Here is a 26,692-nt window from a genome sequence, read left to right on the forward strand (position 1 = left end):
ACTGGAGACACACACATGGCAAGCAACACAGCCCATGAGCCGCAAGGCAGGCACCAGTCGAAGAAGGCCGCCGCAAGCGGCTGGATCGGCTCGGCGCTGGAGTATTACGACTTCTTCATCTACGCCACGGCCGCGGCGTTGATCTTTCCGCAGATCTTCTTTCCCAAGGGCGACCCGACGACGGCCATCGTCGCGTCGCTCGCAACTTATGGCGTGGGCTATGTCGCGCGCCCCATCGGCGCCTTCGTGCTCGGCCACTGGGGCGACACGCACGGGCGCAAGCAGGTGCTGGTGCTTTGCATGTTCCTGATGGGCTTCTCCACCGTGGCCGTCGGCCTGCTGCCGACCTACGACCAGGTCGGCCTGCTGGCTCCAGTGCTGCTGGTGCTGCTGCGCCTGGTGCAGGGTTTCGCGGTGGCGGGCGAGATCTCGGGCGCCAGCTCGATGATCCTGGAGCACGCGCCGTTCGGCCGTCGCGGCTTCTTCGCGAGCTTCACGCTGCAGGGCGTGCAGGCCGGCCAGATCCTGGCGGCCGCCGTGTTCCTGCCGCTGGCCCATTACATGCCTGAAGATGCCTTCAACTCGTGGGGCTGGCGCATTCCGTTCCTGCTGAGCTTCCTGGTCATCGTGGCGGGCTACATCATCCGCCGCGAGGTCGACGAGACGCCGGCCTTCGCCGAAGTCGACAAGAAGGGCGAAGTGGCCAAGGCGCCGATCGTCCAGGCCTTCACCGACAGCTGGGCCGACATGCTGCGCGTGGTGTGCATGGCGCTGATGAACGTGATTCCGGTGGTGGCCACGGTGTTCGGCGCGGCCTATGCCGTGCAGGCCGCCTACGGCATCGGCTTCCAGAAGGACGTGTACCTGTGGATTCCCGTGCTCGGCAACATCCTTGCCGTGATCGTGATCCCGTTCGTGGGCAACCTGTCGGACCGCATCGGCCGCCGCCCGCCGATCATCGTCGGCGCGCTGCTCTCGGGGCTGCTGTCCTTCGTGTACCTGTATGCCATCAGCATCCGCAATGTGCCGCTGGCCATCGCCATGTCCCTGCTGATGTGGGGCATCGTGTACCAGGGCTACAACGCGACCTTCCCGAGCTTCTACCCGGAGCTGTTCCGCACCCGCAACCGCGTGTCGGCCATGGCCATCTCGCAGAACATCGGCACCACCTTCACTGCGCTGCTGCCCGCACTGTTCGCCGCCGTGGCGCCTCCGGGCTCGACCAATGTGTGGTTCACCGTGGGCGCCATCACCTTCGCGGTGACCGTGCTCGCGGCCCTCGCGGCACTGAGCGCACGGGAAACCTACCGCGTCCGCATGAACGACCTGGGCAAGCCCGATGCGGTGCCGGTCGACAAGCAGGAGTACGACCGCATGCGCGAGAAGACGCTGCAGGAAGCACGCCTGGCCAAGGCTGCCGCCTGAGGCCGGGGCACGCGGCGAGAGGCTGAAGACCTTTCGCCTGCCAAGGGTTGTGGCGCCGTGAAGAATGGCGCCATGACCACATCTTCTTCCTCCCACCTCAAGATCGACTTCGTCTCCGATGTGTCCTGCCCCTGGTGCGCCGTTGGCCTGAGTTCGCTCGAGGCGGCGCTCAGGAAGGTGGCGCCGGACGTCACCGCGGAACTGCACTTCCAGCCCTTCGAGCTGAACCCGCAGATGCCGCCCGAAGGCCAGGACACCTTCGAGCACCTCAACCAGAAGTACGGTTCCACGCGCGAGCAGCAGGCGCAGTCGCGCGAAATGATCCGCCAGCGCGGCGCTGCCGTCGGCTTCGAGTTCAGCCCCGAAGGCCGTCCACGCGTCTACAACACCTTCAATGCCCACCGCCTGCTGCATTGGGCCGAGCTGGAAAGCCCGGCCAAGCAGGCGGCGCTGAAGAAGCTGCTGCTGAAGGCCTACTTCACCGACAGCCAGAACCCCTCGGACCCCGATGTGCTGGTGCGCGCCGCCACCGAAGCCGGGCTCGATGCGGCCCGTGCCCGCGAGATCCTGGCGAGCGACGAGTTCGCGAAGGAAACCCGCGAACGCGAGCGCATGTACACCGATGCCGGCATCCACTCGGTGCCCGCGATCATCATCAATGACCAGCACCTGATCTCGGGCGGCCAGCCCGTCGAAGTGTTCGAGCGCGCGCTGCGCCAGATCGCCGGCGCTGCACCGGCCAGCCTGTCGGTAGCCTGACTTAGCTGGCGCTTAGGCGCCGGCTTTGCGCGGCGTTACGAGGGTAAAGAGCGTCAACGCGGGGCAGGCCGCAGTGGTTGAGGAGAGCATCTCCAATCACTGTCACCATCAGGAGCTCCGAAGATGAAGAAGAAAAGCCTAATCACCGCACTCGCCACATTCACGCTCGTGGCAGCGGCTTCCCTGCCGGCACTGGCCGACGAATACGGCAGGCATCCTTTCTACCTCCACGCCTTGTCCGACCTGCGCACCGCAGCCTGGCAGGTGGACCACCGCCGCCCCGAGGACGGCCAGGTCTCGCGCGACGAGATGGTGGTGCTCGACGAGATCCACGCCGCCATCGGCGACCTGCAGCACGCCGCATGGCTCGACGGCAAGCCCGTCGAATGGCGCGAGCCCACCGACGCATGGCTGCCGCGCGAAGGCCGCCTGCATGCGGCAATCGACCTGCTGCGCAAGGTGCGCTCCGACGTGGCGCGCGAAGAAGACGACCCGCGCTCGCGCCCGTTCCAGCAACGCGGCCTGGCGCATGTCGACGTGGCGCTCAATGCCGCGCAGCACGCCGTCGGCGACGTGCGCCACCACGACATGCGCAGGGAGTGAGGGCGGTGGCCACCCCCGGTGGATCCGTGCCGCTGCGCCGCGCATCGTTGGCGCTTGGTGCCTGCGTGCTGGCGCTGCTGGCAGCCTGCGCGAGCACGCCTGGCAGCCAGCGGCCGCTGGTGTCGCTGTCGTTGCCTTCCACGCAGGTCAATGACGCCACGCGCCTGCGCTGGCTCGACCGCGTAAGTTGGGGCGCCAACGCCAGCAGCGACGCGCACCTGGCGCAACGCGGCCTCGCGCTGTGGATGCGCGACCAGCTCAATCCGCGCCCCGCGCCGCTGCCGCCCGCGGCACAGGCGCAGATCGACGCGATGGCCATCTCGCACACGCCGCTCGACCAGCTCGTGATCGGGCTGGAAGCGCAGCGCAAGGCGGCCGACGCGCTGCCCGACGAAGACCAGAAGAAGGCCGCGCGCCAGGCCTATCAGCAACAGCTCAACCAGCTGGCGCGCGAGGCGCAGACGCGCTTCCTGCTGCGCGCGCTCTACTCGCCGAACCAGCTGCAGGAGCAGATGACCTGGTTCTGGATGAACCACTTCAACGTCAACCTGCGCAAGGACAACATCCGCGCGATGGTCGGCGACTACGAAGAGAACGCCATCCGCCCGCATGCGCTCGGCAAGTTCCGCGACCTGCTCGGCGCCACGCTGCATCACCCCGCGATGCTGCGCTACCTCGACAACGCGCAGAACGCCGCCAACCGCATCAACGAGAACTACGCGCGCGAGCTGATGGAGCTGCATACGCTGGGCGTGGGCAGCGGCTATTCGCAGGGCGACGTGCAGGAACTCGCGCGCGTGCTCACCGGTGTTGGCGTGACCAGCGCACCGCTCGATGCGCCGCCGCCGAACATCCGCCCCGCGGTGCGCGCGGACTACGTGCGCAAGGGCCTGTTCGAGTTCAACCCGAACCGGCATGACTACGGGCCGAAGACACTGCTGGGCCAGCCGATTCAGAGCCGCGGCCTGGCCGAGGCAGACGAGGCGCTCGACCGCCTGGCAAGCGCGCCGGCCACTGCGCGCTTCATCTCGCGCAAGCTGGCCGTGTACTTCGTGTCGGACGATCCGCCGCAGGCGCTGGTCGACCGCATGGCGGCGGCCTTCACGCGCAGCAGTGGCGACATCGCCGTCACGCTGAAGGCGCTGTTCGAGTCGCCCGAGTTCACCGCGTCGCTGGGCCGCAAGTTCCGCGACCCGGTGCACTACGTGATCGCCGGCGTGCGGCTCGCATACGACGACCGCGTGGCCTTGAACGTCAACCCGATGCTCAACTGGATCAATCGCATGGGCGAGCCGCTGTACGGCCACGAGACGCCTGACGGCTATCCGCTCAACGAGGTGGCATGGGCGAGTGCCGGGCAGATGAACACGCGCTTCGAGATCGCCCGGGCCATCGGTGCGAACGGTGCGGTGCTGTTCAGGGCGGACGACAAGGCGCCGCTGGAGAAGCCTGCGTTCCCGCAACTGGCCGAGTCGCGCGCTGTGCGTGCGATGCAGGGCGGGCTGAGCGCGGACACGCGCGAGGCGCTGGCGCAGGCGAAGAACCCGCAGGAGTGGAATACCTTCCTGCTGGCGTCGCCGGAGCTGATGCGCCGCTGAGGTATTCGGTATTTCTCCCTCCCCCGCTGGGGGAGGGCGGGGGTGGGGGCAAGCGGCGCATCCACCGGGCGCTCTGCCTGCCCCCATCCCGACCTTCCCCCAGAGGGGGAAGGAGCAAGGCAAAAGAAAGGACAAAACGTCATGCAACGTCGAGAACTCCTGAAGCTCATGGCCGCCGCCCCCTTCGCAGGCGCCGCGGGCCAGCTCATGGCCGCGCCCGCGGCCGAAGGCGCCAAGCTGCTGGTCGTGTTCCTGCGCGGCGCTTACGACTGCAGCAACCTGGTGGTGCCCACCAGCAGCGACTTCTACTACGCCTCGCGCCCCAACATCGCCATCCCGCGCCCCGGCACGCCCAACGGCGCGCTGCCGCTCGACGGCAACTGGGGCCTGCACCCCGCGCTCGCACAGAGCGTGATGCCGATGTTCCAGCAGAAGCAGGCGTCGTTCATCGCCTTCGCGGGCACCGACGACCTCACGCGCAGCCACTTCGAGACGCAAGACTCCATCGAACTTGGACAGGCACTCGACAAGCGCCGCGACTACCGCTCGGGTTTCCTCAACCGGCTGGCCGGCGTGCTCGGCGCGGGACCCGTTACCGACGTGTCGCCCATCGCCTTCACCGACCAGTTGCCGATCTCGCTGCGCGGCAACGCCAAGGCAGCCAACATGGCGCTCGCGGGCAACGCGCGCTCGGCCCTCGACGCACGGCAGAGCCAGGTCATCGCGAACATGTACCGCAACACCTCGCTGGCCCAGCCGGTGGCCGAAGGCTTCCAGGTGCGCGACGAGGTGATGCGCGCCGTGCAGGCCGAAATGGACGCCGCCAGCCGCAACGCCATGACCGCCAAGGGCTTCGAGCTGGTCGCGCGCCGCATGGCGCTGCTGATGCGCGACCGCTTCGACCTCGGCTTCGTCGATGTCGGCGGCTGGGATACCCACGTGGGGCAGGGCGCCGCCGCCGGCTACCTCGCCAACCGCTTCGAAGAACTGGGCCGCGGCGTGGCCGGCTTCGCGCAGGAGATGGGCGACGACGCATGGCGCCAGACCGTGGTGGTGGTCATCAGCGAATTCGGCCGCACCTTCCGCGAGAACGGCAACCGGGGGACGGACCATGGGCACGGGACCGTGTACTGGGTGCTTGGCGGCGGGCTGTCGGCGCAGGCCGGCGGGCAAATCGTGGGCGAGCAGCAGGCGCTGACGCAGGCCACGCTGTTCCAGAACCGGGACTATCCGGTGCTCAATGAATACCGGGCGGTGTTCGGCGGGCTATTCAAGCGGATGTATGGGCTGTCGCCGGCGCAATTGGCGAAGGTGTTCGATGGGGTGGCGCCTAAGGATTTGCGGTTGGTTTGAGTGTGAAGTGGCTTGCCGTGAAAACAAGTGCGCGGCCAAATCCTTCTGTCCGCGTAGGGCCGCCACTGTCGCCGGTCAACTCGAAGCCCCGTATTGGGACTTGAAAAGACACCAACCGTCGATGCGCAGGTTGATCATCGGGCGTGATCGCTCACGCATGGGACAGCTCGAATTCGGGTGTTCTGAGCACTTTCAATCCTGCAGAAACCGCGGCTTGGCATGCGCTTTCCGCGTCGTCCCGCTTGATCAAAATGGCGAAGTAGGTGTCGCTGCCGACGTCAATATGGAGCATCTCGAAACCCAGTGGGGCGGCCCACTTCGCAACCTCGCACAGCCCGCCAGGCACAGTTCTGGCCTTTTCATCGGCTACGCCCCAACTCCATCGTTCAGGCATACCGAAACTGGCCGCAACCTCCGAGACCTGCCACTCCACTTCCTCGGACGCCTTCCAATCGCATTGGATGACAAACCATTGCCCGGCCGCTTGACCCTCTTTGCCAAGGGCAATTTCCTCGAACGCTTCTGACGAGTTGCCATACCTGTCGAAGCTGGCAAGCATCACCTCCATGAGGCGACGCCTTTCAGCTTCATCCAGATGTGCAGTCGCCAAGTGCGTGAACCGCGTCAAGGCTTCTCTTCGCGCAGGGGCGGACTCTTCTTCAGCGGCACCTGCGACCTTGTTCAACGCGAGAGGAGCCGAGGAAACTTGTTCAGGCTTCGGTTCGGCATTGGAACGAAATAGTCTGGCTAAATATTTGAGCATTGAGCTTCCTGTCTATGCGATTCCGATCGCTACCCGGCGCGGCATGGCAGGCGGGATTCAGTTGATGATCTCTCCCATGCCAACGCGCACGCGTTCCTTGAGTTGCCGGATGTATTCCGCGTCGAAGAGCTCCCAGGTCTGCAGTTCACCGACGATCCGCAGCGGCTCCCGGCTGCGGTACGAGCGCGTGGGATTGCCGGGAAACTTCTTGTCGGTGACATTGGGGTCGTCCTCGAAGGCGCCAGTGGGCTCGACGATGTAGACACGGCCACGGCCGTCGCCCTTCGCCATTTCCGCGGCCAGCCCCGCGCCCTTTGGCCACGCGGTGAAGTAGATGTGGTTCATGACGACGCGCTCGTCGTAGTTCGAGCAGAAGCCTGCGGTGAGCAGGTCGCCCACCTGGAGGTCTGCCCGCGTGCCGTGGAAGTAAGGGCCGGTTTGCAAGAAAGCCATTGCGGGTTGCTCCTCTGCACAACTTGAAGGCCGCGCAGTTTAAGGCCTCCGTGTCAGCCAGCGCACGGCGCTATTCGCTTTGCTGTCCTCACCTTGCAGAGGCTGCTTGAACCAGAGCCAAGCCGCGACCCCTGAGCCCAGCCACAGGATCACGACGAGGAGTGCGCCGGCGCGGCTGCCTGGCTTGCAGCCGTTCGCCTGTATCCACTCTTCCGCCTGGCTGCGGCATTCCGTGAGGACCTCGGGCGGCAGCGCACGGATCTTGGCCGAATACTGCCCGTCGTGATGACTAAGCACCGAGGATCGCCCATCGCTCGTGATCGCACCAACGTCCGTTGATGTTCAAGTAGCGAGGTGAATACCCTTCCTGCGTGAAGCCGCAGGCTTTCACAAGCGCGATCGAGGCGACGTTGGTCGGCTGGATGTTGGCCTCCAGCCGATGCAACTTGAGGTCTTGGAACGCAGATCGAACCACCGCTTCCAACCCCTTTCGCATCAGGCCTTGTCTCTCGTGACCGGCGAAGACGTAGTAGCCGAGGTACCCGCTCTGGAACGCGCCCCTGACGATATTTGTAATGTTGAAGACGCCGGCAAGGCAATCGTCGGCGTGCCGGCAAACAAGGAATGCTGCGTTTTCAGGCGTGGACATTTTTTCCAGGTAAGCCCGAAAATTCTCGGGCGTGGATGGGGGCGAGGTCCAAGGACGGTGGAGGTCGCCGCTCTTCTTGACCGACGCCAAGAACTCGCGCTCGTCAGACGACTCAGGTGGCCGAAGATAGACAGGCTGTGGCATTTCTGGTGTTGGCAAGGTCTGAGGAAGTGGCGACATCTTGCCCGACCGAACAGGCGCGCTTGAGCCAGCAGAACTCGGTTTTCGTCCCTCGGCTTGACGGACTTTCCAAAGACCGCGTACATTGCCTCTCGCCCCGCGATGAGCGGGGCCGGGTTTAGCAGCCCGCTGACATCCTGCGACGAAAGCCGCAGTCACCGCACATGGTCTGCGGCTTTTTCGTTCGCGCTTCCTTTTTAGGCGGCTCGAACGGGAGGGCTCGCGCCCTGCCGGTTTCCGCAAGGATGTCCCGGTCTGCTAACCCGTTCGAGCTGCCGCCCTCGTTTAGCAGCGGGTGCGTCGGTTTCTGCAAATCGACATCCTTGGAAGGTCCATGCCCCTCGCTCCAAACCCCGGTTGCCCTAGCGCACCGCACCGTCCCGCCGCCCAGTTCAGGCCCTTCGAATGGATCGAGGCTGAACGGCTCCACCCTCACCAGCAAAACCAGGCCGCATTCCTCAACGATGCGCGCGACGTCGTCCAGGGCGCATGCACGCTGGCCCAGCTGCTCGCCTGGGACGAAGACCGCCGCGATGCCGCCTTGTCCGGCGCAGACCCCGCGCCGCTCTTCGATGCCTGCCAGCGCGGCGCGCTGCAGCGATTGCTCACGGTGTCGCTGAGCCTGCTTCATGCCCGCATCGAAAGCCAGTGCGACGCCCTGACGCCCTGAGCGCCTGTGCCATCATCTTCGGATGAGCAGCACATCTCAAAGCGCGTCCGGCGCAGACGGCGTTCCTCGTCTCATCGGGCTCCGAGCCGCGGCAGGCGGCTGCGATGTGCGGCTCTTCCATGCCGGGTTCACGTTCACGGGCCGGGTCGCCTGTGCGTAACCGGACGCCCGAATCATGAAGCTGGTCATCGTCGTTTTGGAAGGGGTGCAGGCACTGGACGTGGCCGCGCCGATGGACGTCTTTACCGAGGCCAACAGCTTTCTCCCGCCCGACCGCCACTACCAGATCGAGCTCGTGGGCATGCGCGCGGGGAGCGTTCGTTGTGCCAACGGCATGGCGCTTCATGTCGGGACCGGCTACCTCGACTATGACGGCCAGCCCGATCTCCTGCTCGTGGCGGGCAGCCCGAAGCTGCCTGCGGTGAACGACTACGAGCCGAGCTTCCTGCAGTGGTTGAATGCCAAGGCCGCCGGTGCCCGGCGGTTCGGCTCGGTCTGCAACGGGGCCTTCCCGCTGGGCCATGCGGGGCTGCTGAATGGCAAGGAGGTCACCGCCCATTGGCATGACGTCGATCGGCTCATCGCCCAGTTTCCAAGGGCGCGCGTGCGGCCCGACAAGATCTTCGTGCGCGATGGCAGCCTGTTCACCTCGGCCGGTGTCGCGGCTGGCGTCGATCTTTGCCTGGCGCTGATCACCGAAGACTGGGGCCACGAACTCGCGCTGCGCATTGCCAAGCGGCTCATCGTGTACATCCGCCGCGAGGGCGGGCAGTCGCAGTACAGCCCTTTCCTGGCGGCCGGCCCTAAGGAAGAGACCATCGTGGCGAAGGTGCTGCGCCACGTGACGGACCACATCGACGAGCAGTTGTCCATCGAGCAACTCGCCGATGCGGTGGGCGTCAGCCGGCGCACTTTCTCGCGCGTCTTCGCCAAGAACGCGAACATGACGCCTTCGGCTTTCGTCGAGCAGGTGCGGGTCGATTTCTCCCGCAAGCTGCTGGAAGAGACCGACCTGCCGCTGAAGACGGTGGCGTTCCGGTGCGGGTTCCATAGCGCGAACCACATGCGGACGATCTTCGCGAAACGGCTCGACACGACGCCTAGGGAATACCGCCAGCGCTTCAGGTCCGATCCGTCGGTGGCCTGAAAACGGCCATCAATGGCGCAAACCGCGCCATTGCCAGAGCCTGCGCCGCGTGTGCCGCCCATAGACTTTTTACGTCGCTCCCGCAAGCATGCATGAGGCTCGCGGGGGAAGCCCATCTTCCACAGGAGCACGTATCAACACCACGCACACGCTGAGCCAGGCGGCCATTCCGCGGCAGGCATCCATTCAGTATTTACCGGTCAATCTGTTCGCCTCTGTCATGGGCATCTCGGGGTTGGCCCTGGCCTGGCGGCAGGCCGGTCATCAGTTCGGCGCAAGCCCTCTTGTCGATGCGGCGATCAGCAGCATCGCCGTCGCGATCTTCGTGGTGCTTTGCGTCGCCTATGCCGCAAAGGCGGTGCTGCATCCGTCCGCCGTGCGGGGTGAGTTCCTGCATCCGATTGCCGGCAATTTCTTCGGCACGGTGACCATTGCGATCCTGCTGATCTCATCGGTCGTGGCGCCGCTCAGCAGCCGGGCGTCGGAGATTCTCTGGAGCATCGGCGCGGCGGCCACCATTGCGCTGTCCTTCACCATCGTCAGCCGGCTTCTGCGGGGCAAGGTCGATGCGGGCCATTCGGTTCCGGCGTGGCTGATTCCGGGCGTGGCAACGCTCGACATCACGGTCGCGGGCGGCACCATGCCGATGGGCTGGGCGAGGGAACTCAACCTGTTCTCGATGGCCGTGGGCACGATGGTCGCGCTGGTCTTCTTCACGATGATCATGTCCAGGCTGATCCACCATCAAGAGAAGCTCGCGAACGAGATGGTGCCGTCCTTGATGATCCTGATCGCGCCGTTCGAAGTCGGCTTCCTCGCATACACCAACTTCTTCCAGCGGGTCGACGCCTTCGCCGCGATGCTCTTCTACTTCGGCCTCTTCGTGTTCTTCTCGCTGGCCTTCAAGATCTTCAAGCGGAGCATTCCCTTCGCCACCGGATGGTGGGCATTGAGCTTCCCGATTGCCGCGCTCTGCAATGCCGCGCTGCGCTATGCGGAGCACGTGCGGCATCCCGCGATGACTGCATTGGCGATTGCGCTGCTCGCCTTTCTGAGCGGTCTGATCGCCGTGCTGCTGTTCCGGACGATCCGGCTCGCCGCGAGCGGGAAGCTGCTGGCACCAAGATAGGCGGCAACAGCGTCGAGAATCGACGCATGCCTCACGCCGTTTCCCTTCTCCGCGCCGCGCGCCTGGCGCGAAGCGCCAAGCCCTTTCTAGCCAGGGGCGGCTTCAAGCGCGCGCGCTGCGCCGATTGCCGGCTGGCGCCCAGCCACTGCATGTGCGCGTTGCGCCCAACGGTGGCAACGCGCGCGGGCGTGTGCCTGCTCATGGCCGACATCGAGCCGCTCAAGCCGACCAACACGGGTTGGCTGATCGCCGACGTGGTGGCCGACACCTTCGCCTTCGGCTGGGCGCGCACCGAAGTCGATCCCGCATTGCTGGCCTTGCTGGCCGATCCGCAGTGGCAGCCCTACGTGGTGTTCCCCGGCCAGTACGCAGCACCGGAGCGGGTGGTGACGGCGGTACAGCCGTCCGACCCGGGCCATGTCGACGGTGGCAAGCGCCCCCTCTTCATCCTGTTCGATGCCACCTGGGGCGAGGCGCGAAAGATGTTCCGCAGAAGCCCGTACCTCGACCGGCTGCCGGTGCTGAGCCTGCAGCCGGAGCAGATCACGCAATACAAGCTGCGCAATTCCGGGCGCGAAGATCACTTCTGCACCAGCGAGGTGGCCGCCATGTGCATGAGCCTGGCGGGCGAGCATGCCGTCGAACAGACGCTGGAGGCTTACCTCGCCGTGTTCACGCACCACTACCTGCGCGCGAAGAACCAGCAGCCGATTGCATGGGATGGCGACGCGCATCGGCGGCTGCGCGAAGCATGCGGCTCGCAAACGACTCACTCGATTTCTCACTCATGACTAACCTTGTCTTTGTCTTCGGCACCCTCAAAGAGGGCTTTCCCAATTTCGCAACCAATCGCGGCAAGCGTGTGGCGGGGGAGTTCGTCACCGTGGAGCGCTATCCGCTCTACCTGGTCGGTGAGCGCTTCTCGCCCTGGCTCGTCTTTTCGGCGGGCGAGGGCGAGCGGGTGGCCGGGCAAGTTTTCGAAGTCGATCCGGCGACGCTGGATGCCATGGACGTGCTCGAAAGAGTGACCGAGGCCGATGGCTATCGCCGCGTTTCGATTGCTGTCGAGCGGGTCGACGGTGAATCGCGCTCGGCGCTTTCAGTCCATGCGTACGTCAAGGCGCCGGAGCACTTCCGTGCGGCGGATGTGAAGGCAGGGCCGTTGAGTGAATACACGATGGAGCATGCCGGGCTCTATCGTTCGCGCTCTGCTGCCGGCGAAGGGCGCTGACCGATGCACAGAACCGGACGGACGATCCTGGCGGTGGCATGCGCAATTGCCCTGGCGGCCTGCGGGCCGATAAAGCGCAGCCGATTTGGCGATCCGATGGTGTCCGCGGCGGAGCGGGCGCAATTGGCGAGCCAGGCCGATGTCCGTTCCAACCTCCCCGCGATGGACTACTCGTACCGGGGCTTCTATTTCAAGTCGGTCGAAAAAAAGTACGCGCCCGCCGAGTTCGTGGCCGCGTTGAACAGGTGCATCCTTTTCAACCTCAGGGTCACGGCGGACAACGGCGGCGCAGTCCAGGTGATGCGGTCGTTCGGCAATTCGGACGAACAGATCACGAGAGAGGGGGCCATGCTTTGCATGTCCGCCCAAGGCTGGAACTTCTACAAGAACATGGACAGCGGGATCACGCGGGTCAACTACCTGGGGCTGCGGTACGAAGCCTTGTCCGACTTCGAGATCAAGAGCTACGAAGACCTCAATATCGCGCAGAGGAAGTGGTACGAGAAGTACGCGCCTGAGGTGTTGGCGGGGCGGTAATACTGAGGCGAGGTATGAACTGTCATTGAGCAACGAAGGTTCGGTGCCGTATAGGAGAGCAGTTTTTTCTTGCGCTTACTGTGTTGCAAGGATCTGATCGATCAAACTGTCGAGTGACCCTTCCTCTGCTCCCACTGCCGTGCGATCCTCTTTGGCCTTGGCGACCGCCTTCTGAATGGCCTGGCACTCGCTGACGCCTGCCAGCCGCATTCTTGCGAGTAGTGCGCTGGCAGCCTGATAGCCGATAAATGCCCGCTCCTCTACGAGACGCCTTGCAAGCCATTCCATTCGTTCGGGCATGTACTTCATCTGCAAAATTACGCAGGCGGCGAGGTGTTCACCAGTCGAAGTGCTTTTGATCAGTTCCTCGATATACGGCGCTGCGGCGATGGCATGCGGACGCATGCGTCTGACGATTTCTGTCATCTGACGGGTACGCGCTGATGAGTATTCTTTGACCTGACGCAATTCCTCATACTGGATCGCAAGCGCTCTCAACGGCTGGAGCACGAGTTCAGGTCGGTTGGTTGGTGCAACGTCGGCCACGTCTTGTGCGGCGCGGAGGCTTGCAACTGATGGAACCACTGGCTCAGCCATGTTGGTCGACGGCTCTGGTTCGCTTTGGCCGACTTCCTCTGCACGCTGGAGAGCATTTATGTACTGATTATGTAGATCCTTATCAGCTCGGACTATGGCTCCTTGCACGAACAGCCGCATATAAAGATAGACGGCGAGAAAGCCCAGCAGCCCAAAGCCGACGATGAGTGCGGTAGCTACTGAGATGTCTGACGCTGTAGGGGTGGGACGCAGTGCTGCTGCTGCGTGTGCACTGATGCTCCCGAGTCCATCACGAAGCTCTTTCAGATTGACAAGGGTTAATCCCACCAGGATCTTGGTGAGCCAATCGGAGACTTCTTCCAAGTTGGTGTTTGGCCTCGCACGCAGATTCGCGTCGCGGCCAAGTGCTGCAGTTACGTCTCCAGCGGAAGCGCCTGCGCGAGCTGAATGCACAGGCGGCATACCATCTTCAACCCGCTGCGTGATGCCGGCCTTCGGAATTCCGAATAGGAAGCCAGCAGTGCCTCCTGCTGCCAGAGAGGCAAATACCCAGAGCAGAACTGGGCCAACGGCGTTAGCCATCCATCCCACCCAGACTGCGGCGCCTAGTGCGGTCCCGAATAGCGGAATGAACAGTCGGTTAACCCGGCGAATGTCGTCATGATCGATAACTCGCATGACCGCCCTACCTGCTACGCCTAATCGCGGTACAGCTGTGGCCAAAAAAGAGTTTGATTCTGATGACATTGAAACCCGTCCTTGGACATTTGTCGCTATGGACCTGACAGACTTGGCGTGAGATAGATATAGCCTTAGTCATTCTTCAGGTCGTCGCGCTGGGGATAAACTTTCTTGAGCAGGCTAAGTCATGTAATTACACAGTTCTTCTGAACTGTGTTTCGCCCTTGTATTATCTTTGTGCTCCCCGCGCTTTTTTGACTTGTGTCGTCGCTGACTCTGAATCAGGGGCGACTAAGATTTGCTTCAGATTAAGTGGAGGTGACAGCTCCCACCATCCCTCATTTTGGGTAGGTGGTGGTCGAGTTGAATAGCCGACGGCTTGAGAAAAATCACCCGGGCTCCTCCAAATTGACGGCTGCTGTCAATTCCGTGTAACTCGCCCCGCGCCACGATTTGTGGTGACGGGTTTAGCAGCCCGCGGACATCCTGCGACGGCGCGCAAACGCTGGTCCATTTGCTAGGTTGGGACGAGGATCGGCGCGATGCTGCTTCTTCTGACGCGGACTCCGCGCCGCTCTTCGATGCACGTCATCGCTGCTCGCTACAAAGGCTTCTCTCTGCAACGCTGGGTCTTCTTCACGCCCAGCTCGAAGTTCAGTGCGAGGAATTCGCAGGGCGGGGCCTCCCTTTCACATCGGCGGCATCTTCTCGAACTTCGGCAGCCCCGGGTCCAGAAAATCCCATTCATACCCCCGCACGGCATACGTGACGACCTGCGGCTTGTACCGCCCCGGATCATCGAGGCTCGCCGCATGCACCGTGAAGATGTCGGGCATCGCCGCAAAGGTCACGTACACAGGCGAGCCGCAGGTCGGGCAGAACGCCCGCGTCTTGACGTTGCCGCTGTCGCCGACCATGTCCCACAGCGTGGCGTTGCCGCTGTGCCTCACGCCGCCGCGCGCAAAGGTGAGGTAAGAGCCGTGCCCGGTGCCGCTTTTGCGCTGGCAGTCGCGGCACTGGCAGTGGTTCTGGAAGACGGGTTCGGACGCAATTTCGTAGCGGATGGCGCCGCAAGCGCAGCCGCCGGTGTAGGCATGGGTCATCTGGTTTGTCCTTTCGAAGCGGGAGGCAACCAATCTAGCCGGGCAGGGCGGTGGCGGGGGAGTAACAAGTTCGTCGTGAGTCGCCTGGCAAATCGGTGGATGTAACGCGAAAGAATTGTCAATTCAGCGGCTCCTGCTTTGAAGTTCTTACAACTTCAGCGCCGTTCATGCCGCTTTCAGACGGTAAAGTGCTGACCTCTGGGCGCGAATTGTTTACGCGCCATTTCCCTCCGCCTCCCGCTCCCCCGTTTCTTCCTCTTCATGTCCAACCTCATCGTGCACGGCGGTACGCCGCTGCGTGGCCGCATCACCCCCTCCGCCAACAAGAACGCCGTACTGCCGGTGCTTTGTGCCACCTTGCTCACCTGGGAGCCGCTGCGGCTGCATGGGGTGCCCGACATCACCGACGTGCGCAAGATCCTGGAGATCTTCCGCACCCTGGGCAGCGACGTGCACATGGACCACGAAACGGGCACGCTCGAGCTGCATCACCGCGAGACCACGTTCGACGCCTCGCTGCACCGTCTGCCAGAGGAAATGCGCTCGTCGATCATGCTGGTGCCGCCGCTGCTCGCGCGCTTTGGCGTGGCGCGGCTGGAAGACAACGTGAAGGGCTGCACGCTGGGCGTGCGCGAGATCGATCCGCACGTGGAGGTGTTCCAGCGCTTCGGCGGCGAGGTGGAGCGCACCGAGGGCTCGCTGCTGGTGCACAGCAAGGGCCGGCTCACGCCCACCGACCATTGGCTGGACTACGCCTCGGTCACGACCACCGAGAACTTCGTGCTGTGCGCGGCTGCCGCGGGCGGCACCTCGACGCTGACCAACGCCGCGTCGGAGCCGCATGTGCAGGAGTTCTGCCGCTTCATGGCCATGATCGGCGTGCGCATCGACGGCATGGGCACTTCGCGGCTCACGGTGCACGGCGGCGGCACGCTCAAGGGTGGGGAGTTCCGCTTCGACGAAGACTTCCACGAGATCACCACCTTCCTCGCGCTCGGCGCCATCACCGGCGGTGACGTGGTGGTGCGCAACAGCGCGCCTGAAAACTTTCCGCTGCTGGACCGCACCTTCGCGAAGTTCGGCGTGCAGATCGTGCATGAAGATGGCTGGTCGCGTGCGCTGCGCGGCGGTCCGCTGAAGGTGCAGACACCGTTCACGAGCAACGTGCTGACGAAGGTGGAGGCGGCGCCTTGGCCGTACTTTCCGGTCGACCTGCTGCCGATCTTCATTGCGCTGGGCGTGCGCGCTCAGGGCAACGCGATGTTCTGGAACAAGGTGTACGACGGCGCGCTGGGCTGGACCGGCGAGCTGTCGAAGTTCGGCGCGCATGTGTTCTCGTCGGACCCGCACCGGCTCATTACTTTCGGCGGCAATCCGCTGACGCCTGCGGTGGTCGAGAGCCCCTACATCATTCGGGTGGCGATCGCGCTGTTCATGGTGGCGGCGAGCATCGAAGGCCGCTCGGAAATTCGCAATGCCACGCCGATCCGCCGCGCGCACCCGCGCTTCGTGGAAAACCTGCGCAGCCTGGGCGTGCAGGTGGAGTGGACCAGCGAGGAATAAAGCGAGTTGAGGCCAGGCGGGCTGCGGGCTGCCAGCTGCAGTCCGTGCCTCAGAACGACGGCACCGGGTTGCGCCCGCTGCCCGGCACGTAGCTGCCCTTGCGGTAGGCGTACACCACGGTGCTGTCGACCGACTCGGCGCGCGCGCCGGCGCCGGAGGTGCGCGTGCCGCTGAACACCAGGCGCATCTCGCCAGGCTCGTCGTCGGTGCCGAGCGCGAATTGCGCCGAGCCTTCGATTTCGAAGCAGCTGCCGCGCGGTGGTGTCTCGGGGCTTTCGTTGGCCAGCACCTGCTCACAGGCTCCGTCGACGCCGCCGTTGCTCGCCGACAGCGGAATGCCGTCGACCATCTGGCGCACCTCGCTCGTGCCCAGTTCGTAGACCGAAAGCCAGCTGCCGCAGTAGCCCTGCCAGCAGCTGCCGCTGGTGGCGGTGAGCACGAAGTGCTGCGGTGCGATGCGCTCGATGGCAGTCTTGCCGATGCTGCCCATGAAGCCCTGATAGCCGACCGCGTCGTTGCGCTTGGACAGCGCCCAGCCGTCGTTGCCCTGTTCGAAGAAATAGGCGCCGATCCAGGCGCCGGCCACATGGGCGTTCATGGGCTGGCCCTGATCGTCCAGCGGCACGGTCTCGGTCAGCATCACGGCGTGGGTGTCGTCCAGGCGCACCACCTCGCGCGGCGACACGTCGGCCTGCTGCTCGCCTTCGCTGTCGGGCACGGGCTTGCCGTCGTTGCCGATGTCGGGTAGCGCCACGGTGCCGACGCGGCCCTTGTCCTTGTCTTCCCAGCCGGGAAAGACCAGCGGCATGAGGTCGCCGCGCTTCAGGGTGGCCGAAAAAGCCGGCGCGGAGAGCTCGGCGGCCGGTGCCAGTGCTTCCTCGGTGGCGGCCGGAACGTCAGCGGCGGTGTTGCTGCTGTCTTCCTGGGAGCAGCCGGCCAGCGCGAGGAGCGCGGCAACAACGGCCGCCTTGGCCAGGGCGGCTCGCGGCCTGTCGGAACTGGGGATGTGCATGCCCGCGATTGTGCCGAAGCCGCGTGCGGATGACCCCGCCGCCGCCGTCACTTCCCCGCAGACCGGACAATGGCCGCTCCCCGACACTCCAGGACGCATTTCGAATGACGACGCTGCAGCAGATCCTCGGCACCGAACTCCCTCTCATCCAGGCGCCCATGGCCGGCGTGCAAGGCAGCGCGATGGCGATCGCGGTCAGCAACGCGGGCGGGCTCGGCTCGCTGCCGGGCGCCATGCTGAGCCCCGACGTCATGCGCAGCGAGCTCACGGCCATTCGCGCGGGCACGAACAAGCCTTTCAACGTCAATTTCTTCTGCCACACCCCGCCGGAGCCGAGCGCCGAGCGCGAAGCCGCATGGCGCGCCGCCCTGGCGCCGTACTACGCGGAGCACGGCATCGACGCCGCGAGCATTCCCGCCGGGCCGGGGCGCAACCCGTTCAGCGCGGATGTGGCCGACCTGATCGCCGAGTTCCGCCCGCCGGTGGTGAGCTTTCATTTCGGGCTGCCGTCCGAGGCGCTGCTCGCCCGGGTGCGCGGCTGGGGCGCCAAGGTGCTGGCTTCGGCCACCACGCTCGACGAGGCGCTGTGGCTCGAGGCGCGCGGCGTGGATGCGGTCATTGCCCAGGGCCTGGAGGCCGGCGGGCATCGCGGGCACTTCCTGTCGCATGACCTGACGAAGCAGCTCGGCACCTTCGCGCTGCTGCCGCAGCTGGTGCGTGCCGTCAAGCTGCCGGTGATCGCGGCCGGCGGCATCGCCGATGCGAACGGCGTGGCCGCCGCGATGGCGCTGGGCGCGGCAGGCGTGCAGATCGGCACGGCCTACATGCTGACGAACGAGGCGACCACCAGCGCGCTGCACCGCGCCGCGCTCAAGAGCGAAGCCGCGCGCCACACGGCGCTGACCAATCTCTTCACCGGGCGGCCCGCGCGCGGCATCGTGAACCGTGTGATGCGCGACCTGGGCCCCATCGGCGCGGCGGCGCCGGAGTTCCCGCTGGCCACCTCGGGCATTGCGCCGCTTCGTGCCAAGGCCGAGGCAAAGGGCAGCGGCGATTTTTCTCCGCTGTGGTCGGGCCAGAACGCGACCGGCTGCCGCGAGGTGCCGGCGGCCGAACTCACGCGCGAACTGGCACGCGGCTTTCAGGCAATCCGATAAGCACTGCTACCACCCCATGACCCAACTTCACCTGCCCCTCAAATTCCTCGAACACGCGGCCCGGCCGGGCACCGCCGAACCCTGGCTGCTGGTGCTGATGCACGGCGTCGGCAGCAACGAGCAGGACCTGTTCGGTCTCGCGCGCATGATGCCGCCGCACTTTCATGTGCTGAGCCTGCGCGCGCCGTATGTGCTGTCGCCCGATGCCTATGCGTGGTTCGAGTTCCAGTTCCTGCCGAATGGCGAGCGCCTGATCAACGAAGAGCAGGAGCGCGAGAGCCGCTTCCTCGTCGGCGAAATGATCGCCTCGGCCGGCCAGCAGCTCGGCGTGCCGCCGGAGCGTGTGATCGTCGGCGGCTTCAGCCAGGGCGGGATCATGGCGCTGTCGCTGCTGCTGACCAAGCCCGAGAGCGTGCGCGCCGCGATGGTGTGGCACAGCCGGCTGCTGTCGCAAGTGGTGCCGAATGTCGCGCCGGCCGAGGCCTTCGAGGGCAAGGCGCTGTGGGTGAGCCACGGCAGTTCTGACAACGTGATTCCGCCCAGCGCGGCTGAAGTGACGCGCGAACTGGCGCGCACCTTGCCGCTGACGCTGTCGGGCGGCGACTTCCCGGGCGCGCACGAGATCCGCCCGGCCGAGCTGCAGGCCACGCTGGCGTGGCTGCAGGCGCTCAGCGCGTCGCCAGACGCGCCGTGACCATCGCTTCTATCTCCGCGAGCCAGTAGCCGTTGTCGCTGGCTGCGTCGGGCTGCACCAGCAGACGGTAGCGGCGGGCGCCCCAGCAGGCGGTCAGCAGGGCGTGGATGGTGTCGGGCGAGGGCTGCGGCTCCAGGTCCGTGCAGGCCGCGAAGGCCCGCAGCCACCGTGCCGCGAGTTCGTCGTACACCCGGCGATGGTGCTTGGGCTCGGCCACGCGGTGTTCGAGCATCAGCATCTCGTGGTCGAAGGCGGGCAGCCCTTCGAGCTGCGTGTCGCAGGTGATGCGCACCAGGCGCTGCACCCGCTCGCGCCAGCCGATGTCTTCGGGTGCGATCACATCCGCGTCGAGTCGTGCGAGCAGCGCCTCGATGCAGTGGCGCACATAGCCCGAGAGCAGGGCTTCCTTGTCGGGAAAGTAGTCGTACAGCGTGCCGACCGCGATCCCGGTTTCGAGCGCCACGGCGCGGGTGGTCACGCCTTCCCAGCCGTACGCGTTCCAAATCCGAACAAAGGCGTCGTAGATCGCCTGCACGGTGAACTTGCTGCGTGCCTGCGTGGGGCGTTTCAGGGGCTTGGAGCGGGGTGCGTCCGGCATCGACGGGTTTCCGAACCCGCCGCGAAGCGGGCCGCCATACAGTTTGCGAATGAACAACGCATTCACTTTAACCCGCCTCCAGACGCGCAAGAACGCACTCGGCACTACCCGTGTCGTGACCACGGAGGACACCGGCGCATTGCAACCCGGCGAGGTGCTGATGAAGATCGGCCGCTTCTCGCTGACCACCAACAACATCACCTACGCGGCCTTCGGCGACGCGGTCATGAAGTACTGGCAGTTCTTTCCGACCGGCGATGACGACTGGGGCCACATGCCGGCCTGGGGCTTCGCCGACGTGGCTGCCTCGAACGTGGAGGGCGTGGCGGTGGGCGAGCGCTTCTACGGCTACTTCCCGATCGCCAGCCACCTGCGCATGCAGCCGGTGCGCGTGACGCCGCGCGGCTTCTACGACGGCGCCTCGCACCGCAGCGAACTGGTGTCGGCCTACAACCAGTACATGCGCTGCAGCAACGACGCGGGCTACGTTGCCGCGCTGGAGGACTACCAGATGCTGGTGCGTCCGCTGTTCATCACTTCTTTCATGCTGGCCGAATTCCTGGAAGACAACGGCTTCTTCGGCGCGAAGCAGGTGGTGGTGTCGAGCGCGTCGAGCAAGACCGCGTTCGGCACGGCCTTCTGCCTGGGCAAGCGCGAAGGGCTGACGCTGATTGCCGCCACGTCCAACGGCAATCGCGCCTTCGTGGAAGGCCTTGGCTGCTACGACCGCACGCTGGCCTATGAAGAGATCGCCACGCTGCCGTCCGACGTGCCCACGCTGTATGTCGACTTCTCCGGCAACGACGAACTGCGCGCGACGGTGCACCACCACTTCGGCGAATCGCTGGTCTACGACTGCTATGCGGGATCGGCGCAGAAGACCGAGTTCCTCGGCGATACCACGTCGCTGCCCGGACCCACGCCGCAGCTCTATTTCGCGCCGGTGCAGATCCGCAAGCGAAATGCCGACTGGGGCCCGCAGGAGGTCAACCGCCGTTTCAACGAGGCGCAGGGCCGGTTCATTGCCGAGATCAGCCGCCCCGGCAACCGCTGGATGGCGCTGGCGCAGGGTGAAGGCTTCGCGCATGCGCAGGCGGTGATCGCCGACCTGCACGCTGGCAAGGTCGACCCGCGGCAGGCGCATGTGGTGCGGCTCGCAGACTGACTGAACTTCTGCCGGGTCGGCACGTCACAGGGCGTTACGACGATGGGGGACGATGCGGACGCGGCGGTGCCCTTATTGGTGCACCATAGCCTTCGTCTCCCTGTGCCTTCCACGCCAGCCAAAGGAAACCGACCCATGCCCGAAAGCGACATCCGCGACACGCGCGACGCGCCCGAATTCCGCCCCCGCCGTGAAACGCCCGTGGGCACGATCATCGTCATCGTGCTGGTGCTGCTGGCGGCAGCCTTTTTCGGCTGGCGCTGGTACCAGCAACAGCAAAAGCCGCCGGAGCCCTCGCCCGTGGCCGCGGCGCCCGCCGATGCGCCACCGCCTCCACCCCCCGCCCGGGCCGAGCCCACCGGCCCGCAGAACCCCGTCGATGCGCTCGCGCCGCCTGACGCCGCGCTGCCCAAGCTCGCCGATTCCGATTCGCGCGTGATGAAGGCACTGGCCGATCTGCTGGGCGCGAAGAACGCCGAGAGCTTCCTGCGTTCCGACGGCATCGTCCGGCGCTTCGTGGCCACGGTAGACAACCTCGCGCGCGAGCAGGCGCCCGCCAGCGCATGGCCGGTGCAGCCCACGGGCCAGCGCTTCATCACCGAGGGGCAGGGCGAGGCGCAGACCATTTCCGCCAACAACGCGGCGCGCTACAACGGCTTCGTGCTGCTGGTGCAATCGGTCGATCCGGCCAAGGCCGCGGCGGTTTACGCCAAGCTCTATCCGCTGTTCCAGCAGGCCTATGAAGAGCTGGGCTACCCGGGGCGCTACTTCAACGACCGGCTCATCGCGGTGATCGACAACCTGCTGCAGGCGCCCGAGCCCAAGGGCCCGGTGCAGGTGCGGCTGGTCGAGGTGAAGGGCGACGTGCCTTCGCAGCGCCCCTGGGTGCGCTACGAGTACGTCGACCAGGAGCTGGAGAAAGCGAGCTCCGGCCAGAAGATCATGGTGCGCATGGGGCCGGAGAACGAGCGCAAGATGAAGGCCAGCCTGCGCGGGCTGCGTCAGCAGATCGCGACCGCCGACATCGCGAAGAAGAAGTCGCAGTAGCCAGTCGCAATAGACCGGCCGGCCCGGCCGGTCCGGCCGGCGAGGCTCAGGCCTCTTCGGTTTCCTGGTAGTCGCCCACGGGCACGCAGCTGCAGAACAGGTTGCGGTCGCCGTAGACGTTGTCGACGCGGCCGATGGGCGGCCAGTACTTGGCGTTCTTGAGCGTGGCCAGCGGGAACGCGCCGAGTTCGCGCGAGTACGGGTGGCTCCACTCGGTGCCCAGCAGGCTTGCGGCAGTGTGCGGCGCGTGCTTGAGGGGGTTGTCTTCCTTCGGCCAGACGCCTTCCTCGATGCGGCGGATTTCGCCGCGGATGGCGATCATCGCGTCGATGAAACGGTCGAGTTCGGCCAGCGGCTCGCTCTCTGTAGGTTCCACCATCAGCGTGCCGGGCACCGGGAAGCTCAGCGTAGGCGCGTGGAAGCCATAGTCGATCAGGCGCTTGGCCACGTCTTCTGCGGTGACGCCGCTGGTGTCCTTCAGCGGGCGCAGGTCCAGGATGCACTCGTGCGCAACGTGGCCGTTGGGGCTGGCGTACAGCGTGGGGTAGTGGTCCTTCAGGCGCGCGCTGATGTAGTTGGCGCTCAGGATGGCCGTTTCGGTTGCGGCCTGCAGGCCCTTGGCGCCCATCATGCGGCAGTACATCCAGCTGATCGGCAGCACCGCCGCGTTGCCCAGCGGCGCTGCTGACACGGCACCCACGCCGTGCGACGGCACGCCGGCCGTCACATGGCCCGGCAGGTACGGCACCAGGTCTTCGACCACGCAGACCGGACCCACGCCCGGGCCGCCGCCGCCGTGCGGAATGCAGAAAGTCTTGTGCAGGTTCAGGTGGCTCACGTCGCCGCCGAACTCGCCCGGCGCAGCCACGCCGACCAGCGCGTTCATGTTGGCGCCGTCCACGTACACGCGGCCGCCGTGCGCATGCACCAGCTCGCAGAGTTCCTTCACGCGGGTTTCGAACACGCCGTGCGTGCTGGGGTAGGTGATCATCACCGCGGCCAGGTTGGCGCTGTGCTTTTCGCAGGCGCGCTTCAGGTCGTCCATGTCGACGTTGCCCTGCGCGTCGCAGGCCGTCACCACCACCTGCAGGCCCACCATCTGCGCGCTCGCGGGGTTGGTGCCGTGCGCGGAAGACGGAATCAGGCAGATGTTGCGGTGGCCCTGGCCCTTGGCTTCATGGAAGGACTTGATGGCCAGCAGGCCCGCATATTCGCCCTGCGAACCCGCGTTGGGCTGCAGGCTGATGCCAGCGTAGCCGGTGGCTTCGCACAGCCAGGCGCGCAGCTGCGCATCGAGCTGGGCATAGCCGAGCTGCTGGTCCGTAGGTGCGAAAGGATGGATGTTGGCGAACTCGGGCCAGGTGATGGGGATCATCTCGCTGGTCGCGTTGAGCTTCATGGTGCAGCTGCCCAGCGGGATCATGCTGCGGTCGAGCGCGAGGTCCTTGTCCGACAGGCTGCGGATGTAGCGCAGCATGGCGGTCTCGCTCTTGTGGGTGTTGAACACCGGATGCGTGAGGAAGGCGCTGGCGCGGCGCAGGTCTGCGGGGATCAGCGGCGTGGTGTTCGCGGCCAGGTCGTCGAAGCGCGGCAGCGGCTTGCCGACGGGCGCGAACAGGGTCCACAGCGTCTCGACGTCGGCGCGGGTGGTGGTCTCGTCGAGCGAGATGCCCAGGTGCTGCTGCAGGCGCTGGCGCAAATTGACGCCGGCTGCCTGCGCACGCTCGATGATGGCCGGCGTGTCGTCGCCGGTGCGGATGGTCAGCGAATCGAAGGCGGTGGTGTTGACCGGCTCGCGGCCCATCTGCGAAAGGCCCGTCGACAGGATGGCGGTGAGCGCCGCCACGCGCTGCGCGATGCGCGTGAGGCCGTCTGGCCCGTGGTACACGGCGTACATGCTGGCCACCACGGCCGGCAGCACCTGGGCGGTACAGATATTGGAGGTGGCCTTCTCGCGGCGGATGTGCTGCTCGCGCGTCTGCAGCGCGAGGCGGTAGGCGGGCTGGCCGTGCGTGTCGACGCTCACGCCCACCAGGCGGCCCGGCAGCGAGCGCTTGAACTCGTCGCGGCAGGCCAGGTAGGCGGCGTGCGGGCCGCCGTTGCACAGCGGCATGCCGAAGCGCTGCGTGGTGCCGCAGACGATGTCGGCGTCGAACTCGCCCGGCGCGACCAGCAGCGTCAGCGCCAGCAGGTCGGCCGCCACGATGAAGGCGGCGTCGCACTGGTGCGCATGGCCCGCGAGCGGGCGCAGGTCGTGCACGTGGCCGGTGGTGGCGGGGTACTGCGCGAGCACGCCGAAGAAGGTGCCGCTCACCATCAGGTGCGGCAGCGTTTCCGACACCGTGCTCACCTTCACTTCGATGCCCAGCGGCGCGGCGCGCGTCTTGATGACCTCGATGGTCTGCGGATGGCAGTCGCCCGACACCAGGAACACGTTGCTCTTGCTCTTCACGCTGCGCTTGGCGAGCGTCATGGCTTCGGCTGCTGCCGTGGCTTCATCGAGCATCGAGGCGTTGGCGATGGCCATGCCCGTGAGGTCGCACACCATCGTCTGGAAGTTGAGCAGGGCTTCCATGCGGCCCTGCGAGATCTCGGCCTGGTAGGGCGTGTAAGCGGTGTACCAGGCGGGGTTCTCGAGAATGTTGCGCAGGATGACACCCGGCGTGTGCGTGCCGTAGTAGCCCTGGCCGATGAAGTTCTTGAACACCTTGTTCTTCGACGCCATCGCCTTCAGCTCGGCCAGCGCGTCGGCTTCGGTCACGGGGGCCGGCAGCCGCATCGGTCGCGCGCGGCGGATGGCCGCGGGCACGATGCCGTCGATGAGCTCCGCCCGCGTTTCCGAGCCGATCACCGGCAGCATGCGCGCCTCGTCCGCCGCATCGATACCGATGTGGCGGGCGAGAAACTCTTCGGCGTTCTCTAGTTCTTGCAAAGAGGGAAGGGCGGGAATCGGCATGGCGGTGAGGGCTCGGGAGGAAGGGGGCTCGGAAGAAGAATCAGGCGATCAGGATTCGGCCGCGAACTTGTCGTAGCTGGCGGCGTCCAGCAGGGCGTCGAGCTGCGCGGGCTCGCTCAGCTTGACCTTGAAGAACCAGCCGGCGGCCAGCGGGTCGCTGTTGGCCAGCGACGGGTCGGCGCGCAGGGCTTCGTTGACTTCGGTGATCTCGCCCGACACGGGCATGAACACGTCGGCTGCGGCCTTGACCGACTCGACGACGCCGGCAACTTCGCCTTGCGCGAAGGTCTTGCCGACTTCGGGCAGGTCGACGAACACCACGTCGCCCAGCGCGTCCTGCGCATGCACGGTGATGCCGACGGTGGCTGCGTCGCCTTCGGCCGACACCCATTCGTGGTCCTTGGTGTACTTGATGCTCATGAGAAAACTCCTCGTGGAAAAAATGAATCGGGGTGCAGAGCCTAGCCGGGTCTGCCGCGTTCAGCCGCGGTAATAGCGGGTCGGCACGAAAGGCATGGTCGAGACTTCCATGGGCACCGGCTTGCCGCGCACGATGGCCTGCACGCGGGTGCCGGGCTCGGCGAAGGCGGTGGCCACGTAGCCCATGGCGATGCAGCGGTCGGCCGTGGGGCCGAGCAGCCCGCTGGTGACGATGCCGATGTCCTGGCCTTCGAAGGACTGCAGAAGCGTGCCGTCGCGCACCGGAATGCGCTCGAGCGCCACGAGGCCGACGCGCTTGCGCTTCAGCGTGTCGTGGTCGGTGTGGCCGGCGGTGCCAGCCGTGGCAGCGGCAAGCTGCGCGAGGATCTTCGCGGCGCCGGGGAAGCCGCCTTCGCGCGCGCCGCCCGCGCGGCGCACCTTCTGCATCGCCCAGTTGAGCGAGGCCTCGACCGGCGTGGTGGTGGTGTCGATGTCGTTGCCGTAGAGGCACAGGCCGGCCTCGAGCCGCAGCGAATTGCGCGCGCCCAGGCCGATGGGCTTGACCTCGGGCTGGGCCAGCAGCAGGCGGGCCAGTGCGTCGGCATCCTTGGCGGCCACCGAGATCTCGAAGCCGTCTTCGCCGGTGTAGCCGCTGCGCGTGATGAAGGCGGGAATGCCGCCGATCTGCACCGCGCCGCCGGTCATGAACACGAAGCGCTCGATGCCGGGCGACAGGCGCGCCAGCGTGGCCGCGGCCTGGGGGCCCTGCAGCGCGAGCAGGGCGTGGTCGGGCAAGGGCTGCACTTCGCAGCGGGCGCCGATCTTCTGCTGGATGTGGGCGATGTCGGCCACCTTGCAGGCGCCGTTGACGATCACGAAGAGCGAGCCGTGGCCTTCGTTGAAGAACATCAGGTCGTCGAGGATGCCGCCTTCGTCGTTCAGCAGCAGGCCGTAGCGCTGCTTGCCGGCGGGCAGGTCGATCACGTCGACGGGCATCAGGGTTTCGAAGGCGGCTGCGGCGTCGGGGCCGACGAGGCGCAGCTGGCCCATGTGGGAGATGTCGAACAGGCCGGCCGCGTCGCGCGTGTGCTTGTGTTCGGCCATGAGGCCGGCGGGGTACTGCACCGGCATGGAATAGCCGGCGAAGGGCACCATGCGGGCGCCGAGCTCCACGTGAAGGTCGTGCAGCGGCGTCTTGAGAAGTTCGGTAGCGGGTGCGGAGGAAGCGGCCACGGGGCACT

Annotated in this window: 27 protein-coding genes; 17 read left to right on the plus strand and 10 right to left on the minus strand. The window is 65.9% G+C overall.

Going from position 1 to position 26,692, the window contains the following annotated elements:
- The first annotated feature begins 15 nt into the window (after positions 1–15).
- The 5 genes from ACWV14_RS12775 (at position 16) to ACWV14_RS12795 (ending at position 5,738) form a co-directional block, all read left to right on the plus strand.
- On the plus strand, positions 16–1,425 hold the full coding sequence (locus tag ACWV14_RS12775) for an MFS transporter (RefSeq protein WP_454908949.1): 1,410 nt from the start codon (positions 16–18) through the stop codon (positions 1,423–1,425).
- Between the two features lie 72 nt (positions 1,426–1,497).
- Entirely contained in the window at positions 1,498–2,184 is a 687-nt protein-coding gene (locus tag ACWV14_RS12780) for a DsbA family oxidoreductase (RefSeq protein ID WP_454908950.1), read from the plus strand.
- Positions 2,185–2,307: 123 nt separating this feature from the next.
- Positions 2,308–2,787, plus strand: a complete 480-nt coding sequence (locus ACWV14_RS12785; protein ID WP_454908951.1) for a hypothetical protein — start codon at positions 2,308–2,310, stop codon at positions 2,785–2,787.
- Between the two features lie 5 nt (positions 2,788–2,792).
- Entirely contained in the window at positions 2,793–4,385 is a 1,593-nt protein-coding gene (locus ACWV14_RS12790; RefSeq protein ID WP_454908952.1) for a DUF1800 domain-containing protein, read from the plus strand.
- Between the two features lie 141 nt (positions 4,386–4,526).
- The gene (locus ACWV14_RS12795) at positions 4,527–5,738 is read left to right on the plus strand and encodes a DUF1501 domain-containing protein (RefSeq protein WP_454908953.1); all 1,212 of its coding nucleotides are present in this window, start codon (positions 4,527–4,529) and stop codon (positions 5,736–5,738) included.
- Between the two features lie 151 nt (positions 5,739–5,889).
- Here ACWV14_RS12795 and ACWV14_RS12800 read toward each other — a convergent pair whose 3' ends face one another.
- From ACWV14_RS12800 to ACWV14_RS12810, 3 genes are all read right to left on the minus strand, one after another.
- Positions 5,890–6,501: a DUF6630 family protein gene (locus ACWV14_RS12800; protein ID WP_454908954.1), complete on the minus strand. Its 612-nt coding sequence runs from the start codon at positions 6,499–6,501 to the stop codon at positions 5,890–5,892.
- A 57-nt stretch (positions 6,502–6,558) separates the two neighbouring features.
- Positions 6,559–6,954 (minus strand): NAD(+)--rifampin ADP-ribosyltransferase, encoded by a 396-nt coding sequence (gene arr, locus ACWV14_RS12805; RefSeq protein ID WP_454908955.1) that lies wholly within the window; start codon positions 6,952–6,954, stop codon positions 6,559–6,561.
- 289 nt (positions 6,955–7,243) lie between these two features.
- On the minus strand, positions 7,244–7,747 hold the full coding sequence (locus ACWV14_RS12810) for a GNAT family N-acetyltransferase (RefSeq protein ID WP_454908956.1): 504 nt from the start codon (positions 7,745–7,747) through the stop codon (positions 7,244–7,246).
- Between the two features lie 370 nt (positions 7,748–8,117).
- On the opposite strand from ACWV14_RS12810, the gene ACWV14_RS12815 reads away from it, so the two are divergent.
- From ACWV14_RS12815 to ACWV14_RS12840, 6 genes are all read left to right on the plus strand, one after another.
- Entirely contained in the window at positions 8,118–8,453 is a 336-nt protein-coding gene (locus ACWV14_RS12815) for a hypothetical protein (RefSeq protein ID WP_454908957.1), read from the plus strand.
- A 175-nt stretch (positions 8,454–8,628) separates the two neighbouring features.
- Positions 8,629–9,600: a GlxA family transcriptional regulator gene (locus ACWV14_RS12820; RefSeq protein WP_454908958.1), complete on the plus strand. Its 972-nt coding sequence runs from the start codon at positions 8,629–8,631 to the stop codon at positions 9,598–9,600.
- A gap of 88 nt (positions 9,601–9,688) precedes the next feature.
- Entirely contained in the window at positions 9,689–10,729 is a 1,041-nt protein-coding gene (locus tag ACWV14_RS12825) for an SLAC1 anion channel family protein (protein WP_454908959.1), read from the plus strand.
- Positions 10,730–10,755: 26 nt separating this feature from the next.
- Positions 10,756–11,520 carry a tRNA-uridine aminocarboxypropyltransferase gene (locus ACWV14_RS12830; protein WP_454908960.1) on the plus strand — a complete coding sequence of 255 codons (765 nt, stop codon included), beginning with the start codon at positions 10,756–10,758 and terminating at the stop codon, positions 11,518–11,520.
- Positions 11,517–11,960 (plus strand): gamma-glutamylcyclotransferase family protein, encoded by a 444-nt coding sequence (locus ACWV14_RS12835; RefSeq protein WP_454908961.1) that lies wholly within the window; start codon positions 11,517–11,519, stop codon positions 11,958–11,960. Before ACWV14_RS12830 ends, ACWV14_RS12835 begins: the two co-directional genes overlap by 4 nt.
- 3 nt (positions 11,961–11,963) lie before the next feature.
- On the plus strand, positions 11,964–12,497 hold the full coding sequence (locus ACWV14_RS12840) for a hypothetical protein (protein ID WP_454908962.1): 534 nt from the start codon (positions 11,964–11,966) through the stop codon (positions 12,495–12,497).
- Between the two features lie 75 nt (positions 12,498–12,572).
- On the opposite strand, the gene ACWV14_RS12845 is transcribed toward ACWV14_RS12840, so the two are convergent.
- A complete protein-coding gene (locus ACWV14_RS12845) occupies positions 12,573–13,733 on the minus strand; it encodes a hypothetical protein (RefSeq protein ID WP_454908963.1) in 1,161 nt (386 codons plus the stop codon).
- Here ACWV14_RS12845 and ACWV14_RS12850 point away from each other — a divergent pair.
- Positions 13,732–13,854: a hypothetical protein gene (locus ACWV14_RS12850; protein ID WP_454908964.1), complete on the plus strand. Its 123-nt coding sequence runs from the start codon at positions 13,732–13,734 to the stop codon at positions 13,852–13,854. The two genes, ACWV14_RS12845 and ACWV14_RS12850, sit on opposite strands and share 2 nt — an antisense overlap.
- 571 nt (positions 13,855–14,425) lie before the next feature.
- Here the strand turns inward: ACWV14_RS12850 and ACWV14_RS12855 are convergent.
- Positions 14,426–14,839, minus strand: coding sequence for a GFA family protein (locus ACWV14_RS12855; RefSeq protein ID WP_454908965.1), 414 nt, complete (start codon positions 14,837–14,839; stop codon positions 14,426–14,428).
- Between the two features lie 261 nt (positions 14,840–15,100).
- Between ACWV14_RS12855 and ACWV14_RS12860 the strand changes: the two genes are divergently transcribed.
- Entirely contained in the window at positions 15,101–16,402 is a 1,302-nt protein-coding gene (locus ACWV14_RS12860) for a UDP-N-acetylglucosamine 1-carboxyvinyltransferase (protein ID WP_454908966.1), read from the plus strand.
- A gap of 49 nt (positions 16,403–16,451) precedes the next feature.
- Here the strand turns inward: ACWV14_RS12860 and ACWV14_RS12865 are convergent, their stop codons facing one another.
- Positions 16,452–17,414, minus strand: coding sequence for a hypothetical protein (locus ACWV14_RS12865; RefSeq protein ID WP_454908967.1), 963 nt, complete (start codon positions 17,412–17,414; stop codon positions 16,452–16,454).
- A gap of 104 nt (positions 17,415–17,518) precedes the next feature.
- Here ACWV14_RS12865 and ACWV14_RS12870 point away from each other — a divergent pair, with 104 nt between their 5' ends.
- Positions 17,519–18,571 (plus strand): NAD(P)H-dependent flavin oxidoreductase, encoded by a 1,053-nt coding sequence (locus ACWV14_RS12870; protein WP_454908968.1) that lies wholly within the window; start codon positions 17,519–17,521, stop codon positions 18,569–18,571.
- Between the two features lie 16 nt (positions 18,572–18,587).
- Positions 18,588–19,265 carry an alpha/beta hydrolase gene (locus ACWV14_RS12875; RefSeq protein WP_454908969.1) on the plus strand — a complete coding sequence of 226 codons (678 nt, stop codon included), beginning with the start codon at positions 18,588–18,590 and terminating at the stop codon, positions 19,263–19,265.
- Here ACWV14_RS12875 and ACWV14_RS12880 read toward each other — a convergent pair.
- A complete protein-coding gene (locus ACWV14_RS12880; RefSeq protein ID WP_454908970.1) occupies positions 19,240–19,863 on the minus strand; it encodes a TetR/AcrR family transcriptional regulator in 624 nt (207 codons plus the stop codon). The two genes, ACWV14_RS12875 and ACWV14_RS12880, sit on opposite strands and share 26 nt — an antisense overlap.
- Before the next feature lie 49 nt (positions 19,864–19,912).
- On the opposite strand from ACWV14_RS12880, the gene ACWV14_RS12885 reads away from it, so the two are divergent.
- Together ACWV14_RS12885 and ACWV14_RS12890 are read left to right on the plus strand one after the other, a co-directional pair.
- Positions 19,913–21,028 (plus strand): DUF2855 family protein, encoded by a 1,116-nt coding sequence (locus ACWV14_RS12885; RefSeq protein WP_454908971.1) that lies wholly within the window; start codon positions 19,913–19,915, stop codon positions 21,026–21,028.
- Positions 21,029–21,163: 135 nt separating this feature from the next.
- Positions 21,164–22,075 carry a DUF3014 domain-containing protein gene (locus ACWV14_RS12890; protein WP_454908972.1) on the plus strand — a complete coding sequence of 304 codons (912 nt, stop codon included), beginning with the start codon at positions 21,164–21,166 and terminating at the stop codon, positions 22,073–22,075.
- 46 nt (positions 22,076–22,121) lie between these two features.
- Here ACWV14_RS12890 and gcvP read toward each other — a convergent pair whose 3' ends face one another.
- From gcvP to gcvT, 3 genes are read right to left on the minus strand one after another with little or no spacing between them, the layout of a single operon-like run.
- Positions 22,122–25,031 carry an aminomethyl-transferring glycine dehydrogenase gene (gene gcvP / locus ACWV14_RS12895; RefSeq protein WP_454908973.1) on the minus strand — a complete coding sequence of 970 codons (2,910 nt, stop codon included), beginning with the start codon at positions 25,029–25,031 and terminating at the stop codon, positions 22,122–22,124.
- A 48-nt stretch (positions 25,032–25,079) separates the two neighbouring features.
- Positions 25,080–25,451: a glycine cleavage system protein GcvH gene (gene gcvH, locus ACWV14_RS12900; protein WP_093055555.1), complete on the minus strand. Its 372-nt coding sequence runs from the start codon at positions 25,449–25,451 to the stop codon at positions 25,080–25,082.
- Between the two features lie 60 nt (positions 25,452–25,511).
- Complete coding sequence (gene gcvT / locus ACWV14_RS12905; RefSeq protein WP_454908974.1) at positions 25,512–26,684, minus strand: glycine cleavage system aminomethyltransferase GcvT; 1,173 nt, start codon at positions 26,682–26,684, stop codon at positions 25,512–25,514.
- Positions 26,685–26,692 lie beyond the last annotated feature (8 nt).

This window comes from Variovorax durovernensis (assembly GCF_977011995.1).

Coding starts and splice junctions, on each gene's coding strand:
- ACWV14_RS12830 (WP_454908960.1), top strand. CDS start 10,756: ATGCCTCACGCCGTTTCCCTTCTCCGCGCCGCGCGCCTGGCGCGAAGC.
- ACWV14_RS12815 (WP_454908957.1), top strand. CDS start 8,118: ATGCCCCTCGCTCCAAACCCCGGTTGCCCTAGCGCACCGCACCGTCCC.
- ACWV14_RS12795 (WP_454908953.1), top strand. CDS start 4,527: ATGCAACGTCGAGAACTCCTGAAGCTCATGGCCGCCGCCCCCTTCGCA.
- ACWV14_RS12825 (WP_454908959.1), top strand. CDS start 9,689: ATGCATGAGGCTCGCGGGGGAAGCCCATCTTCCACAGGAGCACGTATC.
- ACWV14_RS12870 (WP_454908968.1), top strand. CDS start 17,519: ATGACGACGCTGCAGCAGATCCTCGGCACCGAACTCCCTCTCATCCAG.
- gcvP (WP_454908973.1), bottom strand. CDS start 25,031: ATGCCGATTCCCGCCCTTCCCTCTTTGCAAGAACTAGAGAACGCCGAA.
- ACWV14_RS12880 (WP_454908970.1), bottom strand. CDS start 19,863: ATGCCGGACGCACCCCGCTCCAAGCCCCTGAAACGCCCCACGCAGGCA.
- ACWV14_RS12890 (WP_454908972.1), top strand. CDS start 21,164: ATGCCCGAAAGCGACATCCGCGACACGCGCGACGCGCCCGAATTCCGC.
- ACWV14_RS12820 (WP_454908958.1), top strand. CDS start 8,629: ATGAAGCTGGTCATCGTCGTTTTGGAAGGGGTGCAGGCACTGGACGTG.
- ACWV14_RS12865 (WP_454908967.1), bottom strand. CDS start 17,414: ATGCACATCCCCAGTTCCGACAGGCCGCGAGCCGCCCTGGCCAAGGCG.
- ACWV14_RS12885 (WP_454908971.1), top strand. CDS start 19,913: ATGAACAACGCATTCACTTTAACCCGCCTCCAGACGCGCAAGAACGCA.
- ACWV14_RS12875 (WP_454908969.1), top strand. CDS start 18,588: ATGACCCAACTTCACCTGCCCCTCAAATTCCTCGAACACGCGGCCCGG.
- ACWV14_RS12845 (WP_454908963.1), bottom strand. CDS start 13,733: ATGCGAGTTATCGATCATGACGACATTCGCCGGGTTAACCGACTGTTC.
- ACWV14_RS12810 (WP_454908956.1), bottom strand. CDS start 7,747: ATGCCACAGCCTGTCTATCTTCGGCCACCTGAGTCGTCTGACGAGCGC.
- ACWV14_RS12850 (WP_454908964.1), top strand. CDS start 13,732: ATGACCGCCCTACCTGCTACGCCTAATCGCGGTACAGCTGTGGCCAAA.
- ACWV14_RS12860 (WP_454908966.1), top strand. CDS start 15,101: ATGTCCAACCTCATCGTGCACGGCGGTACGCCGCTGCGTGGCCGCATC.
- gcvH (WP_093055555.1), bottom strand. CDS start 25,451: ATGAGCATCAAGTACACCAAGGACCACGAATGGGTGTCGGCCGAAGGC.
- ACWV14_RS12800 (WP_454908954.1), bottom strand. CDS start 6,501: ATGCTCAAATATTTAGCCAGACTATTTCGTTCCAATGCCGAACCGAAG.
- arr (WP_454908955.1), bottom strand. CDS start 6,954: ATGGCTTTCTTGCAAACCGGCCCTTACTTCCACGGCACGCGGGCAGAC.
- ACWV14_RS12835 (WP_454908961.1), top strand. CDS start 11,517: ATGACTAACCTTGTCTTTGTCTTCGGCACCCTCAAAGAGGGCTTTCCC.
- ACWV14_RS12775 (WP_454908949.1), top strand. CDS start 16: ATGGCAAGCAACACAGCCCATGAGCCGCAAGGCAGGCACCAGTCGAAG.
- ACWV14_RS12855 (WP_454908965.1), bottom strand. CDS start 14,839: ATGACCCATGCCTACACCGGCGGCTGCGCTTGCGGCGCCATCCGCTAC.
- ACWV14_RS12840 (WP_454908962.1), top strand. CDS start 11,964: ATGCACAGAACCGGACGGACGATCCTGGCGGTGGCATGCGCAATTGCC.
- ACWV14_RS12780 (WP_454908950.1), top strand. CDS start 1,498: ATGACCACATCTTCTTCCTCCCACCTCAAGATCGACTTCGTCTCCGAT.
- ACWV14_RS12785 (WP_454908951.1), top strand. CDS start 2,308: ATGAAGAAGAAAAGCCTAATCACCGCACTCGCCACATTCACGCTCGTG.